Raw genomic sequence first — 18,898 nt, 5'->3', positions numbered from 1 at the left:
GCGGCCATGACCCTAGCCCAGCCGGTTACACATCTGCTGTACCTCCACGGCTTCCGCTCCTCGCCCCGCTCCACCAAGGCCGTGATGGTGGCCGAGTGCGTGGCGAAGGCGCATCCGCCGCTGCACTGGTGGTGTCCGCAGCTGCCGCCTTCGCCGCGCGAGGCCATGGAAATGGTTCTGCACGGCGTGGCGAACTGGCCACGCGAACGCATGGGGGTGATCGGCTCGTCGCTCGGCGGCTTCTATGCCACCTGCGTCGCCCAGGCCACCGGATGCCGGGCGGTGCTGCTGAACCCGGCGGTGAACCCCGCGCGCGACCTGGCCGGCCATGTCGGCGAACACAGCGCCTGGCACGACCCCGGGCAGCGCTTCTGGTTCGAGCCGCGCTTCATCGACGAACTGCGGGCCCTGGAACCGGGCGCGATCACCGACCCGGCGCGCTACTTCGCGATCATCGCCAAGGGCGACGAGGTGCTGGACTGGCGGGAGATGACAGGCCGGTACCCCGGCGCGCGCATCGAGCTGATCGAAGGCGGCGACCACGCCATCTCCGACTTCGCCGAGCGCCTGCCGCGCGTGCTCGGCTTCCTGGGACTGGCGGCTGAACCTGGGATGGGACAATCGCCCGATGTTCATCCTGTTTGAAGAGGCCGGGAAGTTCCAGGCCGGCCGCATCCTGTCCGAGGCAGAGTCCTCCGCGCAGGTGGAGTTGGAAAGCGGCAAGCGCGTGAAGGTCAAGGCGTCCAACGTCCTGCTGAAGTTCGACAAGCCGCAGCCGGCCGAACTGATCGCGCAGGCGCAGGCCGTGGCCCAGAGCATCGAGCTGGAGCTGGCCTGGGAGTTCGCGCCCGACGAGGAGTTCGGCTTCGCCGACCTGGCGCGCGACTATTTCAGCGAGCAGGCCAGCCTGGCGCAGCAGGCGGGCGCCCTGTTCCGCCTCTTCGAGGCGCCGCACTATTTCCGCCGCGCGGGCAAGGGGCGCTTCCGCAAGGCGCCGGCGGAGATCGTGCAGCAGGCCCTGGCCGCCATCGAGAAGAAAAAGCAGCAGCAGGCGCAGATCGAGGCCTGGGCCGCCGAACTGGCGGCAGGCACCTGCCCGGCCGCGATCCGCGAGCAGCTCTATCGCATTCTTTTCAAGCCGGACAAGAACGCGCCCGAGTACAAGGCCGTGGTGGAAGCCTCGCGCAGCACGCACCTGGCGCCGCTGGCGCTGCTGCAGAAGGCCGGCGCCATCGACTCGCCCTACCAGTTCCACTGGAAGCGCTTCCTGCTGGAGTACTTTCCCAAGGGCACCGGCTTTGCCGCCCTGCCCGTGCCGGACAGCACCGGCGAGCTGCCGCTCGCCCAGGTGTCGGCCTGGTCCATCGACGACTCCGCCACCACGGAGATCGACGACGCGCTGTCCGTGCAGGGCCTGGGCAGCGGCCGCGTCACCGTGGGCATCCACATCGCCGCGCCGGGGCTGGCGCTGCAACCGGGCAGCCCGCTCGACGGCGTCGCCCGCCAGCGCCTGTCCACGGTGTACATGCCGGGCCACAAGATCACCATGCTGCCCGACGAGGTGGTACAGGCCTACACCCTGGAGGCCGGGCGCGCCTGCCCCGCCGTGTCGCTCTACGTCACCTTCGACGAAGCCAGCCTGGCGATCGAGGACACGCAGACGCGCCTCGAGCGTGTCCCCATCGAAGTCAACCTGCGGCACGACCAGCTCGACACCGCCATCACCGAAGCCTGGCTGGAAGGCGCAGACGATGGCGCTGCCGACGTGCCCGACTTCGCCGCGCGCCTGCGTGAGCCACTGGCCTTTCTCTGGCGCCTCGCCCGGCACCTGAAGTCGCTGCGCGAGCTGGTGCGGGGCAAGCCGGAGAACTTCAGCCGGCCCGACTACAACTTCCGCCTGGTCGGCAAGGACGGCGCCGAGCCCTCTGGGGCCGAGCAGGTGGAGATCGGCGTGCGCCGTCGCGGCGCGCCGCTGGACCTGATCGTGGCCGAGGCCATGATCCTCGCCAACAGCAGCTGGGGCCAGTGGCTGGCCGACCTGGGCGTGCCCGCCATCTACCGCAGCCAGGCCAGCATGGCTCCGGGCGTGAAGGTGCGCATGGGAACCAAGCCGGCGCCCCACGCGGGCATCGGTGTCAAGTGCTATGCCTGGAGCACCTCGCCGCTTCGCCGCTACACCGACCTGGTGAACCAGTGGCAGATCATCGCGGCCGCGCGCCACGGCCGCACCGCGGCCCTGGCCGCACCCTTCAAGCCCAAGGACGCCGAGCTCTTTTCCATCATCTCGGGCTTCGACGCGGCCTACTCGGCCTACAACGGCCACCAGGCCGCCATGGAGCGTTTCTGGACGCTGCGCTACCTGCGCCAGCAGGGCATCACGGAGCTGGAGGCCAGCGTGATCAAGGAGGGGCTGGTGCGTGCCGACACCCTCCCCCTGGTGCTGCCCGTGCTGGGCGCGGGCGACCTGCCGCGCGGCGCCCGCGTGCGCGTGCGCCTCGGCGAGATCGACGAGATCGCGCTGGACGTGCATGGCACGGTGGTGGAGCGCCTGGACACCGGGCCGGCTGCGGTGTCGGCCCTCGACGACACCGCGGAGGAAGAAACCGTGGCCGGGCCCATCGCCATCGCGGTGGACGTGAGCGAGCCCGCGGCGGCCGACGATAATCCGCCCTCGTGAACCTCAAGCGCCTGAGCACCCTGCAGATTGCCCTGGGACTGTCGGTCGCCGTGCATGCGGCGCTGCTCACGGTCCGCATCGTCGACCCGGAGGCCTTCAACCGCGTTTTCCAGGACACGCCCCTGGAGGTGGTGCTGGTCAACGCCCGCAGCGACGAACGCCCGGACAAGGCCCAGGCCATCGCGCAGTTCTCGCTGGCCGGCGGCGGAGATCTGGACAAGGGCCGCGCCACTTCGCCCCTGCCGCCCTCGGCGCTCACGGCCACCGGCGACTCGGCCGAGGACGCGCAAGCCCGCGTGGAGGCTATGCAGGAGCAGCAGATGCTGCTGCTGGCCCAGGCGCAGCGGCAGCTCGCGGCCCTGCCCCCGCCCGATCCGCGCCAGCGTGCCAACAACCCCGAGGCGCGTGCCCGCGAGGACAAGCGGCGCCAGCTGCTGCAGCTGCTCGCCGAGATCGAACGCCGCATCAACGAAGAGAACGCGCGACCCAAGAAGCGCTACATCAGCCCCTCCACCCGCGAGGAGGTCTACGCCATCTACTACGACGCGCTGCGTCGCAGGATCGAGGACCGCGGCACGCAGAACTTCCCCGAGCTCGCCGGCAACAAGCTCTATGGCGAGCTCACCATGCTCCTGACCGTCAACCACGACGGCCGCATGCTGGCCGCCGAGATCGTCTCCGGATCGGGCAACCCCACGCTGGACCGCCGTGCGGTCAGCATTGCCCGCGCGGCCAGCCCCTTCGGCCGCTTCAACCAGGGCATGCGTGCGCGGGCCGACCAGATCGTGGTGGTCTCGCGCTTCCGCTTCACCCGCGAGGAGACGCTGGAAACCCAGCTCTCGGACCGCTGATCGCCGCACGATGATGGATCGCTACTGCGTGATCGGCCATCCCGTGGCGCACAGCAAGTCGCCCTGGATCCACGCCCGCTTCGCCGAGCTCACCGGGCAGGCCCTGCGCTATGACGCCCTGCTGGCGCCGCTGGACGGCTTTGCCGATGCGGTGCGGCGCTTCCAGGCCGAAGGCGGGCGCGGCTGCAACGTCACCGTGCCCTTCAAGTTCGAGGCCGCGGCCCTGGCCTCGGAACTGACCGACCGCGCCACACTCGCAGGCGCCTGCAACACGCTGGTGCTGCGCGAGGACGGCAGCATCCTGGGCGACAACACGGACGGTGCCGGCTGGGTGCGCGACATTGAGCAGGGCGCGGGCTTCGCGCTGGCTGGGCGGCGCGTGCTGCTGGTCGGCGCCGGCGGCGCCGCCGCCGGGCTGCTGGGACCGGTGATTTCGGCGCGGCCGGCACGGGTCATGATGGTCAATCGCACGGTGGCCAAGGCCGAGGCACTGGTCGCGGCGCATCAGGCATGGGCCGACGAGCACGGCGTGCAGCTTGCCTGCGGAACCCTCGACGAGGCGGGCGAGGCCCACGAGCTCGTCGTCAACGCCACGGCCAGCAGCCTCAAGGAGGCGGCCGTGCCGGTGCGCCCTGACGTGCTGGCGCGCGGCGCCCTCGCCTGCGACCTGATGTACGGGCCGGCGGCGCGTGGCTTCCTGGACTGGGCGGCCAGCCATGGCGCGGTGCCGCGCGACGGCCTGGGCATGCTGGTGGAGCAGGCGGCGGAGTCCTTCCTCCGCTGGCGCGGCGTTCGGCCGCCCACGGCGGCGGTGCTTTCGCAACTGCGCACGCTGCTCGAAGGCGCAGCGCCGCGCGCATGAAGATCGCCCTGCGCTGGCTGCTGCTCGTGCTCGCGGCCTTCCTCGCGCTGCAGCTGTTCTTCGTGCTGCGCATCGCGCTCATGGCCTGGATCGACCCGCAGTCCACCGCCTTCCAGCGCTCCGAAGCCTGGCGCCTCGCGACCGAGCCCGGCAAGCGCTGGCGCTGGCGCCAGGAGTGGGTGCCCTATGGCGAGCTGTCCGACCACCTCAAGCGCGCCGTCATCGCCTCCGAGGACGACAGCTTCACCCAGCACGACGGCCTCGACTGGGAAGCCATCGAGTCCGCCTGGGAACGCAACGCGCGGGCCGAGCGCCAGGCCGCCCGCCGCGCCCGGCTCGCCGCGGGCCGCAGCCCCAGGATCATCGGCGGCTCCACCATCACGCAGCAGCTGGCGAAGAACCTGTTCCTCTCGGGCGAGCGCACCCTGCTGCGCAAGGGCCAGGAAGCCGTGCTGACCCTGGCGCTGGAAATCCTTCTGCCCAAGGAGCGCATCCTGGAGCTGTACCTCAACAGCGTCGAGTGGGGTGAAGGCGTGTTCGGGGCGGAAGCCGCGGCGCGGCGCTACCACGGCAAGAGCGCCTCCCAGCTCAGCGCCTGGGAAGCGGCGCGCCTGGCCGTCATGCTGCCGCGGCCCAAGCATTACGAGAAGCTGCCCCAGTCCGACTACCTGGCCGACCGGGCCGGGGTGATCAGCGCCCGCATGCGTTCGGCGCAGCTGCCCTGAGAAGCTGCGATCCTTACTCGCTGGCCTGCCGCAGCGTCACGATCACCGGCCGGTTCAGCACTTCCCGCAAGCCCCACCACCCGGCCGCCAGTGCGAGCGCGGCGCCGGCCAGCGCGCCGAAGAGCGGCACCCACGGGGACGCGCGCCAGCTGAAGTCGAAGGCGTAGCGCGCCAGCGCCCAGCCCACCGCGATGGCCACCACGCTGGCCAGGAAGCCCGCCAGCAGGCCGACGCCGGCCAGCTCGGCGCGCTGCACCTGCCGCAGCAGCGAGGACTGCGCGCCGACCGCGCGCATGATCGCGTACTCGCGAGCGCGCTCCTCGCGCGTGGCCGTCACGGCCGCGAACAGCACCACCAGCCCGGCGGCCAGGGTGAAGCCGAAGAGGAACTCCACGGCGCGGATCACCTGGTCCAGCACCCGCTGCACCTGGTTCAAGGTGGCGGTCATGTCCACGCTGGTGACATTGGGGAAGGCGCGCACCACCGCGTTGTCGAAGCCCGGCCGGTCGGGCGCCCGGTAGGCGCCCATGTAGGTCACAGGCACCTCGGGCAGGCGGCTGACCGGGTACATGACGAAAAAGTTGGCCCGCATGGAGCCCCAGTCCACCTTGCGCAGCGAGGTGACGCGCGCCTCGCTCTGCACGCCGCCGATGTCGAAGCGCAGCACGTCGCCCAGCTTCAGGCCCAGGGTCTCGGCCAGCCCCTCCTCCACGCTCACCGCGCCAGCCTCCTCGGTCTGCCAGCGGCCGGCCACGATCTGGTTGTGGGGCGGCTGCTCGGCGCTGTGCGAGAGGTTGAACTCGCGGTCCACCAGGCGCTGCGCGCGGTCGTCGGTGAAATCGTCCGGCGACACGGGCCGATCGTTCACCGCGACGAGACGACCCCGGAACATGGGGTACCAGTCGTAGCGCGGCACGCCCGCCTCGCGCAGCAGCGCTCGGAAGCCCTCCTCCTGCTCGGGCATCACGTTGATGACGAAGCGGTTGGGTGCGTCCGGCGGCGTGGCCGCGCGCCAGCTGGCGATGAGGTCGGTGCGCAGCAGCACCAGCAGCATGAGCGCCAGCAGGCCCACGGCCAGCGCGCTGACCTGTACCACCGCATAGACCGGCCGGGCCGAGACCTGGCGCGTGGCCAGCACCAGCCAGCGCGGCGCCGTGCTCTCGTTGACCACGCGGCGCAACAGCTTCACCGCCGCCCAGCTCAGGCCGGCGAAGAGCAGCACGGCGCCGGCGAAGCCGCCCACGGCGATGCCGCCCAGCTTCAGGTCGCTGCTGGCCGCGAGCAGCAAGGTGGCGAAGCCGGTGATGCCCACGCCCAGCACCGCGAGCGAGGCCGGCTTGAGCGCGCCCAGCTCACGGCGGATGACCCGCAGCGGCGGCACGCGTGCCAGCTGCAGCACGGGCGGCAGGCCGAAGGCGAAGAGCAGCGTCAGCCCCATGCCGAAGCCGAAGGCCACGGGCCACAGGCCCGGTGCCGGCAACGCCGTCTCCACCAGCCCGGCGAGCAGCAGCACGAAGACGAAGTGGACGCCGAAGCCCAGCGCCACGCCGAGCGCGGAGGCCGCGAGGCCGACCACCGCGAACTCCACCGCGTAGGCCAGCGCGATGGTGCGCTGGCTCTGCCCCAGCACGCGCAGCATGGCGCAGTCGTCCAGGTGCCGCGCCGCGAACCCCCGTGCGGCCAGGGCCACGGCCACGGCACTGAGCAAGGCAGCCAGCAGCGCCACCAGGTTGAGGAATTTCTCGGCACGGTCCAGCGTCTGGCTCATCTCCGGCCGGCCGGCCTGCAGCGACTCGATGCGCATGCCGCGCAGCTCGCGCGCCTCCAGGCGCTGCTCGGCCCAGTCCACGAAGCGCGACACTGCCGGGTCGGGCCCCGCCACCGCGAGGCGGTAACGCACGCGGCTGGCCGGCTGCACCAGCGCGGTGGCCGCGAGGTCCGCCTCGTTGATCATCACGCGCGGCGCGAAGCTCATGAAGCCGGCGCCACGGTCGGGCTCCAGCGTGATGATGCGGGCGATGCGCAGGCTCGCGTCGCCAAGCAGCAAGGCGTCGCCCACGCGCAGCGACAGCGCCTCCAGCAGCGGCGCATCGACCCAGGCCTCGCCGGCAGCGGGCACCTCGGCGGTCTCGCTGCCCGAGGCACCGACGGCCGGCGCCGTGCGCACCCGTCCCCGCAGCGGATAGCCAGCCTCCACCGCCTTGAGCGCCACCAGGCGCACGGCGCCGCCCTGCGCCTGCGCGGCGCGCGCCATCGTGGGAAAGGTGAGGGTGCGGGCGGTCTCCAGGCCCAGCTCACGCGCCCGGTCGAGGAACGCGGGTGGCGCCGGATGGTCGCTGGAGACCACCGCATCGCCGCCGAGCAGCTGGCGCGCATCGCGGTTCAAGCCGCCCTTGAGCCGGTCGGCGAAGAAGCCGACGGCGGTGAGGGCGCCCACCGCGAGCACGACCGCGACGATCAAGAGGCGCAGCTCGCCCGCGCGCAAGTCACGCCAGAGGGTGCGCCAGCCCAGGTGCCAGAAGGAAGTGCCGGTGGTCATGCGGCGGACCATACCGCAGACCGGGTGCGGACCTCACCTGCTGGGACATTGGCCCGCCGCCATCACACAGGCCCGATCCGGTCAGCGCGCGAACGCCCTCCACCACCCCCGTCCCGCGCCGCGGGAGCCGCCGGCCGGGTCGCGCCGGCGGCCGCTGTCCACCCGCTCCAGCTCGCCCCGGATGGCCTGTGCGAGCTGGCTCAGGCCGGGCTCGTTCATCATCGTGAAGTGCGAGCCGTCCACGAACTGCGAGTCGATCGGGCCCTGCACATGCGCCTCCCAGCCCAGCGTGCGGCCGGCCTGCAGGTACTGGTTTTCGCTTTCGCGCGCCCGCAGCAGCACCATGTCGCCCGGATAGGGCTGCGGCTCGTAGCGGGCCTGGGCGGCCATGAAGTTGCGGAACAGGTGGAAGTCCACCAGCTCCGGCGGCAGCGGCTCGCCGCGTGCGAGCTGTTCCAGCGCCTCGGTGTAGCGCAGCTCGATCTCGCGCCCGCGCCGCCGGCGCTGCGGCCAGTCGAGCGCGAAGCGCAGCGTCCAGTGCCGCATCAGCCACAGCTTGCGCCACAGCGGCACCGGCCGCCGCGCCGCCGCGGGCGAGAGGGTGTCGATCATCAGCAGCAGCTCGATCTGCTCGCCCTGGGCGCGCAGGCGCTGCGCCATCTCCAGCGCGATGACGCCGCCCGCCGAGTAGCCCGCAAGGCGGTAGGGCCCCTGCGGCTGCGCGCTGCGGATCGCCTCCAGGTACTGCGCCGCCATCTGCTCGACCGTCCCCAGGGGCGGTAGCCGTCCGTCCACGCCCTGCGCCTGCAGGCCGAAGAAGGGCTGGTGGGTTCCGACGCGGTCGGAGATCAGCTTGAAGTTCAGCACGTTGCCGCCGGCGCCGTGCACGCAGAACAGTGCCCTGCGGCCCGCCTCGCCGCGGCAGATCTCCACCAGCGGCGACCAGCCGCGCTTGCCCAGGGGAATGACGTTGGACGGCGCGGGGGAGCGCGCCGGCTCCGGCGCCTGGGCGTCGGGTGCGGGCGCGGCGGCCGCCGACGCGGCGGCCGCAGGCACCGAGGTGCCGTGCTGCGCCACCAGCGCAGCGAGTTGCCCCAGCGTGGGCGCCTCGAACAGCGTGGCCAGCGGCAGGTCGGCGCCGAACTGCTTGCGCAGGCGCGCGAAGAGCCGCACGGCGACCAGCGAGTGGCCGCCGAGGGCGAAGAAGTCGTCGCCGCGCCCGACCTGCTCGATACCCAGCAGCTCGCGCCAGACCTGGGCCAGCGCCTGCTCGGTCGGCGTGAGCGCGGCCTCGTCCGGCGCGCCCGCCTCACGCGGGCGTGCAGGCACCGCCGGTGCACGCTGCGCCGTCGGCGCCATCAGGGACCGCACGCTGCGCAGTTCCACCGAGGAGACGGTCAGCTGCGGCGCATCGAGGCTGAACAGGCGCTCGAACACCGCCGGTGCGTCCTGCGCACGAATGCCGTTCTCGCGCAGCGCCTGCGCCAGGGCCGCCGGACGCTGGCCGCTGGCCGCGCGCGGCGCACTGAGCTGCGCCGGATCGATGGCGCGCAGGGTGAAGCCCTCGAAGGTGGCCAGCGGCGCGCCGTCCGGGCCATGCAGGCTCACATCGAAGCTCGCGACGCCGTGGCCCGGCCGCCCGCGCAACTCCACGCGGCTGGTGATTTCGGGCGTCAGTGGCGCGATCCAGCGCACCCGGTCCACGGAGACCGGCACCCAGAGGCGCTGCTCGCGCTCGCCCTCCTCCAGCAGGTGCAGGCCGAAAGTGGCGGCCATGTCGGCCAGCGCCGGGTGCGCGCCCCAGGTCGGCAGGTCGGCGCGGAAGGCGTCGGGCAGGACCAGCTCGGCGACGGCCGAGCGCTGGGCCAGGCGCATGCGCGCCAGGTTGCCCCAGCGCGGGCCGAAGGCGAGTGCGGTGCTGCGCGCCTGCGGCGCCCGCCCGGCCTGCCACGGCCCTGCCGGCGCGGGTGCCGGCACGAGCGTGCCCAGGAAGGGCTTGAGGCCGGCACGCGCATGGTCGGTCCAGCCCGCGTCGTCGGCGCCGCGGCTGCGCACCAGGAAGTCGTAGCCGTCCTCGCCGGCCTGCAGGCGCACCTGCATGCGGCGCGGGCCCTGCTCGAACACCATGCCTTCCTCGAAGGACAGCGACTCCAGCTCCATGGGCACGCCCGGATGCAAGGCGGCCAGCGCGGCGCGGGCGATCTCCAGGTAGCCGGTCCCCGGGAGCACGGCGCGGCCGCCCACGCGATGCTCGTCCAGCACCCAGAGCCGGGCCGGATCGAGCAGCGTCTCGAACACCACGGCGCCCTCGGCATCGGCGCGCCATCCGAGCAGGGGATGCAGCGGCGGCGCGTCCGGTGCCGCCTGGGCCGACCCCGCATCGGCGCGCGCCGCCATGCCCACATCCGCCCAGACGCCCCAACGCAGCACCCAGCCGTCGGGCCGCGACAGGGCCAGCGCCTCCAGCATGGCGTTGGCGGCGACGTAGTCCACCTGGCCCGGCGGCCCGAGTTCCACGCTGGTGGACGAGAAGACCGCGAAGAAGCGCAGCGCCCCCGGCGGCAGCAGCGCGTGCAGCAGCTGCGCGCCTTCGGCCTTGCCGGCCATCAGGCGGTGCATGTCGGCCAGCGGCTTGGTCGCGAGCGGCGCGTCGGCCATTTCGCCGGCCGCGTGGAACACGCCCTCGACAGGACCCAGCTCACGCCGGCAGGCCTCCAGCGCCTCGGCCATGCTGGCGCGATCGAGCACGTCGGCGCGCAGACACAGGACCTGCCCGCCGACCTCCTCCATCGCGATGAGGCGCGCGGCAACGCGGCCTTGCGGGTCGGTGGCGGCGCGGGCGGCCAGGGCGGGCCACTGCGCGCGCGGTGCAAAGCCGCGCCGCCCGACCAGGGCCAGCCGGCCTTTGTGACGCCGGGCCAGGAAGTCCGCCAGCTCCAGGCCGATGCCGCCCAGGCCGCCGGTGATGAGGTACACGCCGCCGTCGCGCAGCCGCTGCGCCACGCCAGCCTGGGGGGCCGGCAGGCGCACGGTGCGCGGCTGCCAGCGCTTGCCGGCGCGCCAGGCGGCGAGGTCACCGGCGTCGGTGGCGGCCGCCTCGGCCAGCAGCTGCGGGGCCGAGTCCTCGGGGCTGGCCCCGGGGTCGAGGTCCACCAGGCGGGCGCGCACCTGCGGCAGCTCGCGCGGGATCACGCGGCAGGGCCCCAGGGCCAGGGCCTGCGCGGGCGCAACCGGCGCGTGGCCCTCCACGCCCTGGCTGCCGCGCGTGACGAGCAGCAGTTCCAGCGGCTGGCTGAGGTCGGCCTGCTGCAGGGCCTGGGCGAAGGCGACCGGCTGGTCGAAGGCGCCGGCGCGTTGCGCGGCGAAAGCGCCTTCTCCCGCGCCGAGCAGTGCGCCGAAGTGCAGCACGCGCTGCGGCCAGCGGCCCTCGCCTTCCAGGGTTTCCAGGAGCTGCGCGAGCTGCTCGGGGCGACCGAGGTCGCAGGCGAAGGCTTCGGGGCTGCGGCGCTCGAAGGTCGGGCCGGATTCCACGGCCAGGACCTGCGCGCCCTGCGCCTGCAGGGTCTGGCGCAAGGCGGCTGCGATGGGAACCTCGGCGCCCAGCAACAGCCAGCGTCCGGGCGCCGGGCCCTGCGGCGCCGGCTGCGGTTGCCACTGCGGCGCGCGGAACCAGTCGTCCAGCGACGCGAGCCGCTTCGGCCCCGACGCCTCAGCGGACGCTTCCTGCGGCGCGGGCTCGGTCGCCATGCGTCCGGCTTCGATCCAGTGGCGTTCGTGCTCGAAGGCGTAGGTGGGCAGCGGGATGCGCCGACGCGGCTGCTCGCCGCGCAGGGCCGACCAGTCGAGGGCAAGACCCCGGGTCCAGAGCACCCCGGCGCTGGCGAGCAGGGCGGGAACGTCGCCGTCCGCCTCGTCGGCCTTGCGGCCGGAGGCCAGCACCGGATGACCGGTGCCGGCGCCGTTGTGGCGGGCGAGGGACCCCAGCCCCTGCCCCGGCCCCGTCTCCAGCAGCACGCAGTCGGGCAACTCGGCCATCAGGCGCGAAATGCCCCGGGCGAACTGCACCGGCTCGCGCAGGTGGCGCGCCCAGTAGTCCCCCTCGAGGGGACGCTCGGGCGTGATCCATTCCCCGCTCAGGCTGGAGAGGATGGGGATCTGCGGCGGCTTGAGCGCGATGCCGCGGATGCCCTCGCGGAATTCGTCCAGGATGCCGTCCAGCAGGCGCGAGTGCGCGGCCACGTCGATGTGCAGGCGTCGCGCTTCCACGCCCTGCTGCGCGAGCCGCTCCTTCAGAACAGCGAGGCGGTCCGGTGCGCCGGAGACCAGGCACAGGTCGGGCGCATTCACGGCGGCGATGTCCAGGCCCAGTTCGTCCACCAGCGGCGCGAGCTGATCGCGCGGCAGGTCCACCGAGAGCATGCCGCCGCGCGGTGCCTTCTCGAACAGGCGTCCGCGCAGCACCACGATGCGCAGCGCGTCGGGCAGGCTCAAAACGCCCGCCAGGCACGCGGCCGCGTACTCGCCCGCGCTGTGGCCCATCATCGCGGCCGGCTTCACGCCCCAGGACAGCCACAGCCGCCCCAGCGCGTACTCCAGGATGAAGAGCGCCGGGATGGCGTTGACGGGTGCCTCCAGCCAGGCGACGTCCTCGGCATGGCCGGGCTCGCCCGCGAAGAGGCGCTGTCCGAGCTGGGGCGGCGCATCGGCCGGCAGGGCCGCGATGCACTCGTCCACCGCCGCACGGAAGGCGGCATAGCGCAGCAGGTCGCGGCCCGCGCCGGGGAAGTGCGCGCCACCACCGGGAAAAAGGAAGACCACCGGCGGCGCCGTGCGGCCCGCCACCCCACTCGCGGCGGATGGCCGGCCGGGCACGGGGCCCTTGAGCGCCGCGCGCAGGCCGTCCAGGTCGCGGGCGACCAGCGCCAGCCGGTGCGGGAAGGCGCGCCGCCCCTCCTGCGTGGTGAAGGCCGCGTCTGCGAGGTCGAACTCCGGCGGCGGCTCGGCGGCGAAGGCCTGCCAGCGTTCGCGCAGGGCGGCCAGGGACGCGGCGCTCCGGGCCGAGAGCGTGAAGACCTGCCAGCCCGGCTCGCCGGCATCACCGGCATCACCGGCACGTTGCCGCAGCGGCGGCTCTTCCAGCACCACGTGGGCGTTGGTGCCGCCCACGCCCAGTGAATTGACGGCGGCCCGGCGGGGCCGCTCGCCGCGCGGCCAGGGGCGCGGCTGGTCGTTGACGTGGAAGGGCCGCAGCGCGTCCTGGAAGCGGCTGTTGGCGCGCTGGAAGTTCAGTGTGGCCGGCAGCAGGCCGTGGCGCAGTGCCAGGCACACCTTGATGAGGGACGCCACGCCGGCGGCGGTGTCGAGGTGGCCGATGTTGGTCTTGATGGATCCCAGGCCGACGCCGCCCTGCGGCGCGTCGCCATAGGCCTGCGCGAGCGCGGCGACTTCGATGGGGTCGCCCACGGGCGTGCCCGTGCCGTGTGCCTCGATGTAGCCCACCGATGCCGGGTCCACGTCCGCGACCGCCAGCGCCTCCACCGCCGCACGCGCCTGCCCGTCCACGCTGGGCGCGAGGTAGCCGGCCTTGCCGCTGCCGTCGTTGTTGATCGCCGAGCCGCGGATGACGGCATAGACATGGTCCCCATCGCGCAGCGCGTCCTCCAGCCGGCGCAGCACCACGATGCCCGCGCCGCTGCCGAAGAGCGTGCCGGCCGCTTCGTCGTCGAAGGCGCGGCAGTGCCCGTCGGGCGCGAGGATCTCGCCATCGGCCCAGCGGTAGCCGCGGCGGTGCGGCAGCTCGATGCTCGCGCCGCCGGCCAGCGCCATGTCGCACTCGCCCGAGAGCAGGCTCTGCGCTGCCATGTGCACCGCCACCAGCGAGGTGGAGCAGGCGGTCTGTACGCCCACGCTGGGCCCTTTCAGGTCCAGCAGGTAGGACACGCGGGTGGTGAGGAAGTCCTTGTCGTTGCCGGTGTGCCGCAGCAGGAACAGGCCCATGGACTGCAGCAGCGGTGCGTTGGTCAGCAGGTTGTAGGCCATGTAGGCCTGCATGCCGCAGCCGCCAAAGACGCCGATGGCGCCGTCGAACTTCTCGGGCGGGTGGCCCGCGTCCTCCAGCGCCTCCCAGGCGCACTCCAGGAAATGGCGGTGCTGCGGGTCCAGCACGGCGGCGTCGCGCTTGCTGAAGCCGAAGAAGCCGGCGTCGAACATCTCCATGTCCGCCAGCGGCAGCGTGGCGCGGACGTACTGCGGGTCGGCCAGTTCGGCCTCGCTCACGCCGGCGGCCAGCAGCGCCTCGTCGTCCGGCCACTCGGTGGCCTCGCGGCCCTCGCGCAGCAGGCGCCACAGCTCGCCCACGTTGCGTGCACCGGGGAAACGGCCGGCCATGCCCACGATGGCGATCTGGCCCGCGAGGTTCTCGGTCTGTGCAGTCATCTTGTTGTCGTCCTCCCTGGTCGTCTCAAGCCGTGCGCGCGCCCTGCCCGCGCAGCGCGCGGCGTGCATGCGCGCGGCTCAGGCCCGCGCTCACGGCGTTGTCGCGCGTGTTCCCGCGCAGGTGTTCGGCAATGGCCGCCACGGTGGGCAGGCGGAACATGTCCGTGATGGAGACCTCCTGGCCCACCGCGTCCTTCAGGCGCCGCTGCACCTGGATCACCAGCAGCGAATGGCCGCCCAGGTCGAAGAAGTTGCTGTCGCGCGCCACCTCGTCCAGGCCCAGCACCTCGCGCCAGATGCCCGCGACGGTCTGCTCCAGCGCGTCGCCGGGCGCACCGCCCGCGGGCGCTGCCGATGGCTGCGCCGGCGCAGCCGCCGCCTCCGCGCCGGACTGCGCCAGGGCCTTGCGATCGACCTTGCCGTTGGGCGTGAGCGGCAGGCTGCTTCGTACCGCCACGGCGCGCGGCACCATGATCTCGGGCAGGGCCTGGGCGATCGCGCGGCGCAGCGCCTCGGCCTCCAGGTTCGCGCCCGCCTCCGGCGTGACATAGCCGAGCAGGACGTACTCGCCCGCGGCATCCTGGCGCGCGATGACCACCGCTTCGCGCACGCCCGGCTGGCGCGCGAGCGTGTTCTCGATCTCGCCCAGCTCGATGCGGTGGCCGCGGATCTTGACCTGGTGGTCGAGGCGGCCGAGGAATTCGAGCCGGCCGTCGGGGTGGCGCCGCACCAGGTCACCGGTGCGGTAGAGGCGCTCGCCGGGGCGCGCGGGGTCGGCCACGAAGCGCTCGGCGGTCAGCTCGGGCCGGTTCAGGTAGCCCGGCGTCACGCCGGCGCCGCCGATGAGGAGTTCTCCGGGCACCAGCGCCGGGCATTCCTGCCCCCAGGCGTTGCGCACGTGGAGCTGCGTGTTGGCAATGGGCTCGCCCAGCGGAACGAAATCGCCGATGGCGTCTAGCGCGCAGCAGCTGGACCACACGGTGGTCTCGGTCGGACCGTACATGTTCAGAAGCTGGCCGGGCACCAGCTCGCGCAGGCGCCGCGCCAGCGGCAGTGGCAGGGCCTCGCCGCCCACCAGCAGGGCCGACAGACGCGACAGCGCCTCGCGGCCCGGTGCATCGGCCACCAGCATGGTGGCCATGGAGGGCGTGCACTGCAGGTGCGTGACCGCGTGCCGCTGGATGTGGCCGGCCACGCCCAGGTCCGCGTCGCCGCGGCGCGGGCGCTGGGCCATCTGCATCAGCCGGCGCAGCGGCTCCAGGTGGGCGAGCACGGTGTCGGTCTCGATGCCGAAGTCGATCAGGCAGGCGATCTCGTCCACGCCCACGTCCTGCAGCCGCTGCACCATCTCCAGGCAGCGCTCGGGCGTGCCGATGAGGGCGCTGGTGTTCCAGTAGCGGGAGAAGGCGTGGTCGAGCAGCGCGTCCATCTCCGCTTCGGACAGGGGCTGCTCCTGCATCACTTCCAGCGGCGTGCGGCCGGCCGCCTTGCCGCGCTGCACGAAGGTGGGGAAGCTCCAGGCCGCCTGGCGGATCAAATCCACCGAGCTGCGCAGGTAGGCCTTCATGGGCCCGCGCGCGGTCTCGCGCACGGCGTCCTCGTCGGGTCCGACGAAGGTATGCAGCATGAGCGTGACCTGGCCCTCGCCCGGGTGGCCCGCGGCGCGCCAGGCGGCGCGGAAGACCTCGATCTTGCCGGCCAGGTCCTCCACGCTCTGGCCCAGCAGGTGGGTGAGCACATGGCAGCCTTTCTCGCCGGCCTGCTGGAAGGTTTCGGGGTTCGAGGCCGCGGTGAGCCACATGGGCAGCTCGCGCTGCACGGGGCGCGGCAGCGTGCGCACGGAAACCGGCTTGCCGTCGTGGCCCGGGAAGTCGATGCTCTCGCCCCGCCAGAGTCGCCGCACCACGTCGATGTTGTCCAGCATGGACTGCTTGCGGTTGGCGAAATTCTGTGGCGCCAGCACGAAGTCGTTGGGCTGCCAGCCCGCCGCGAAGGACACGCCCACGCGCCCATTCGAGAGGTTGTCCACCACCGACCAGTCCTCGGCCACGCGGGCCGGATGGTGCAGCGGCAGCACGCAGCTGCCGGCGCGGATCTTCACCCGGCGCGTGGCGGCCGCAATGGCGGCGCTGGTCAGCATGGGATTGGGGTACAGGCCGCCGAAGGCGTGGAAGTGGCGCTCGGGAGTCCACACGGCCGCGAAGCCGTGCTCGTCGGCATAGCGGGCGCCCTCCATCAGCAGGCGGTAGCGGTCGGCGCCCGCGGCCGACTCGTCGCTGGAGAAGTAGAAGAGGCTGAATTCGGGGCCGGCCTGCTGCGCCTGGGTCGGCGCATAGAGCACCACCGTGAGGCCGCGCGAGAGCGTCCACAGCAGCTCCAGCACCGAGATGTCGAAGGACAGGCTGGTGACGGCCAGCCAGCGCGCGCCGGGCGCGTGCGGCACGCGGGCGCTCATGCCGGCGAAGAAGTTCAGCACGTTCGCGTGAGTGACCACCACGCCCTTGGGCTTGCCGGTGGACCCCGAGGTGTAGATCACGTAGGCGGGGCTGCTCGCGGGCACGGCGGGGAGCTCGGCCGAGACCTCGCTCGCGGGGCGTGCGTCCGGGGCCATCACGCGGTCCGCCGGCAGGTCCAGCAGCCCGGCCATCGGACCGCGGCAGACCACGAGGCGCGCCTGGGAGTCGGCCACCATGTAGCGCAGGCGGTCGTGCGGGTAGTCGGGGTCCAGCGGCAGGTAGGCGGCGCCCGACTTCAGGATGGCGAGCACCGCGACCAGCAGCTCCGGGCCCCGGTCCAGGCAGACGCCGACGATGTCTCCGGCGCCGACGCCGCCTTCGCGCAGCGCCTGGGCCAGCACCGTGGCGCGGCCCTGCAGCTCGGCGTGGGTCAGGCTCGCCTCGCCGCAGACCAGGGCCTCTTCCTGCGGACGCTCGGCCGCGGCTCGGGCGATCTGCAGGTGGACGGCCTCGGACGTGTCCACCGCCACCGTGCTCGCGTCATTGCCGGCCGAAAGCTGCGCCTGTTCCGCCGGCGGCTGCAGCGGCAGGGCGCGCAGCGGCCCCGGCGCCTGCTCGAAGGCGCGCAGCCACGCCTGCAGATGGGCGGCGATGCAGGCCATCACCGCCGGATCGAAGAGGCCGCCTTCGACCCGCAGCTCCAGCGGCGCGTCGGGCGCGGCAGCCACCAGGGCCAGCTGCGCGGGGGCCTGCGGCTCGCCGCCGCCGAGGCTGATGGCGAAGGTCGCGGGCGCCGGGACCGCGCCACCCAGCCGCAGCGGCAGGTCGCGCGTCATGGGGCCGGCGGCGTGGGCATGGGACACCAGGCCGGCGGCGCGCTCGGCGAGCTGCGCCGCCCCCTCGTCCGGGTTGCAGGCGATCGTGAGCGGCACCCAGGGCGTGGCCCAGGCTTCGAGGCCGCGCGCCTGCTGCGCGAGGGCGCTGTCGGCATAGGCCAGGGACACGCGGTCCTGCCCGCCCAGCGCACACAGCCAGGCCGCGAAGGCCGCGAGCGTCGCGGGTCCGCGCGCGGTGACCTCCAGCGGCAGGCGAACCGGTGCGACGGCCGCGTCGCGCTGGGCCAGGCGCGGGTACGGCAGTTCGGCCGAACGCACCGCACCCAGCTCGGCACGCCAGTGCGCCTCGCCCCGCGCCAGCGCGGGCGCGCGCTCGTCCAGCAGCGCGAGCGTCGGCGGAGTGAGCGAGGGCAGAACCTGGCCGGCCTGCAGGCCGCCGAGGCTTGCCGAGCCGTCGATGCCGCGCAGGCCGTCCAGCAGCAGCTCGCCGTCGGCCGTGGCGATGCGCAGGCGCGCCCCCTGGGCTTCCAGCACGGTTCCGGGGCTCGCCGCGGTTGGTGCGGGGGCGACACGGGCCGAACGCGGCACCAGCAGCGCCCCGTCGGGCAGCAGCACCTTGGGCAGCGCCAGCGGGTTGGCGTAGTTGCCGAAGTCCAGTCCCCGCACCAGTGCGGCCAGGGCGCTGGCCGGGCGCTGCCAGTCCAGCGTGCCCAGGGCGGCCGGCCGCTGGTGGCGCGCGAAGTAGCTGCCGCCGGCGGGCTGCTCCTGCAGCACCGGCGCAGCGCGTGCAAGGTCCGCCAGCAGCGTGCAGAAGGCCTGGAAGCCGCGCTCGTAGCAGCGTGCGTTCAGGCTGAAGGCGGTCTCGTCGGGCGCGAGCTCGAACAGCTCCTGGCGCAGGATGCGGCCACGGTCCACCTCGGCGGTCATCTCGTGCCAGGTGACGCCGTGCTGCCGCTCGCCGGCCATCACGGCCCAGGACGTGGCGTTCAGGCCCGCGTAACGCGGAAGCGGGCCGTCATGGAAGTTGACCGCCAGCTTCCGGGCACGCCGGATCAGCGGCTCGGGCAGGACCTGCAGCCAGGCGACGCTGAAGAGATAGTCGTAATCGAAGCCCTCGAGCGAGGGCACGCGGCCGTCGATGCACTCGGCCACGATGGCCTGCTGCCGGGCCCAGTCGAGGATGGCGGGGTCGCTGCTCGCGACGGCCGCGATCTCGTGGCCTTCGCTGCGGAAGGCCTCGGCACACCGGATCAGGAGCGTGCCATTGCCGACGAACACTGCGCGCATGGGAGTCAACATTCAGGGTCTCGCAAAAGAATGATTCACCGGTGAGAAAAATCCATTGCCAGGCGTGCCGGGTGCGGCAGCCCGGCGGTCGGTCTCGCGGGAATTCGGAAGTGGAAGCCGCACCCGATTGGACGCGCGCGGCAGGCGGGGACTGCACAGCCCCAAAGAGCTATGGACACGATGCGCCGCCGCTCGTATGAAGGCCGGTTCGGCGGTGATGAAGCAAGGGG

The 18,898-nt window shown here is 73.2% G+C and carries 8 protein-coding genes; 5 read left to right on the top strand and 3 right to left on the bottom strand.

The genetic code is table 11. The annotated features are described in order from the left end of the window. The first annotated feature begins 6 nt into the window (after positions 1–6). Genes EZ242_RS09220 through mtgA form a run of 5 tightly spaced genes read left to right on the top strand, consistent with a single transcriptional unit; the run spans position 7 to position 5,115 of the window. Entirely contained in the window at positions 7–645 is a 639-nt protein-coding gene (locus EZ242_RS09220; RefSeq protein ID WP_135284838.1) for a YqiA/YcfP family alpha/beta fold hydrolase, read from the top strand. Continuing rightward, positions 629–2,677: a ribonuclease catalytic domain-containing protein gene (locus EZ242_RS09215; protein ID WP_135284837.1), complete on the top strand. Its 2,049-nt coding sequence runs from the start codon at positions 629–631 to the stop codon at positions 2,675–2,677. Before EZ242_RS09220 ends, EZ242_RS09215 begins: the two co-directional genes overlap by 17 nt. Then, positions 2,674–3,528 (top strand): energy transducer TonB, encoded by an 855-nt coding sequence (locus tag EZ242_RS09210; RefSeq protein WP_135284836.1) that lies wholly within the window; start codon positions 2,674–2,676, stop codon positions 3,526–3,528. Before EZ242_RS09215 ends, EZ242_RS09210 begins: the two co-directional genes overlap by 4 nt. Positions 3,529–3,538: 10 nt before the next feature. Continuing rightward, the gene (gene aroE / locus EZ242_RS09205; protein ID WP_135284835.1) at positions 3,539–4,390 is read left to right on the top strand and encodes a shikimate dehydrogenase; all 852 of its coding nucleotides are present in this window, start codon (positions 3,539–3,541) and stop codon (positions 4,388–4,390) included. After that, positions 4,387–5,115, top strand: a complete 729-nt coding sequence (gene mtgA / locus EZ242_RS09200) for a monofunctional biosynthetic peptidoglycan transglycosylase (protein WP_135284834.1) — start codon at positions 4,387–4,389, stop codon at positions 5,113–5,115. Before aroE ends, mtgA begins: the two co-directional genes overlap by 4 nt. 13 nt (positions 5,116–5,128) lie before the next feature. On the opposite strand, the gene EZ242_RS09195 is transcribed toward mtgA, so the two are convergent. The 3 genes from EZ242_RS09195 to EZ242_RS09185 form a co-directional block, all read right to left on the bottom strand. Continuing rightward, entirely contained in the window at positions 5,129–7,654 is a 2,526-nt protein-coding gene (locus EZ242_RS09195; RefSeq protein ID WP_135284833.1) for an ABC transporter permease, read from the bottom strand. Positions 7,655–7,735: 81 nt separating this feature from the next. After that, positions 7,736–14,089: a type I polyketide synthase gene (locus EZ242_RS09190; protein ID WP_167784702.1), complete on the bottom strand. Its 6,354-nt coding sequence runs from the start codon at positions 14,087–14,089 to the stop codon at positions 7,736–7,738. Positions 14,090–14,114: 25 nt separating this feature from the next. Beyond that, the gene (locus EZ242_RS09185; protein ID WP_167784701.1) at positions 14,115–18,668 is read right to left on the bottom strand and encodes a MupA/Atu3671 family FMN-dependent luciferase-like monooxygenase; all 4,554 of its coding nucleotides are present in this window, start codon (positions 18,666–18,668) and stop codon (positions 14,115–14,117) included. Positions 18,669–18,898: the final 230 nt, after the last annotated feature.

Origin of the sequence: Ramlibacter rhizophilus (genome assembly GCF_004681965.1) — a bacterium.
GTDB classification, from domain to species: domain Bacteria; phylum Pseudomonadota; class Gammaproteobacteria; order Burkholderiales; family Burkholderiaceae_C; genus Ramlibacter; species Ramlibacter rhizophilus.
This window is presented reverse-complemented; position numbering and strand designations above follow the sequence as displayed.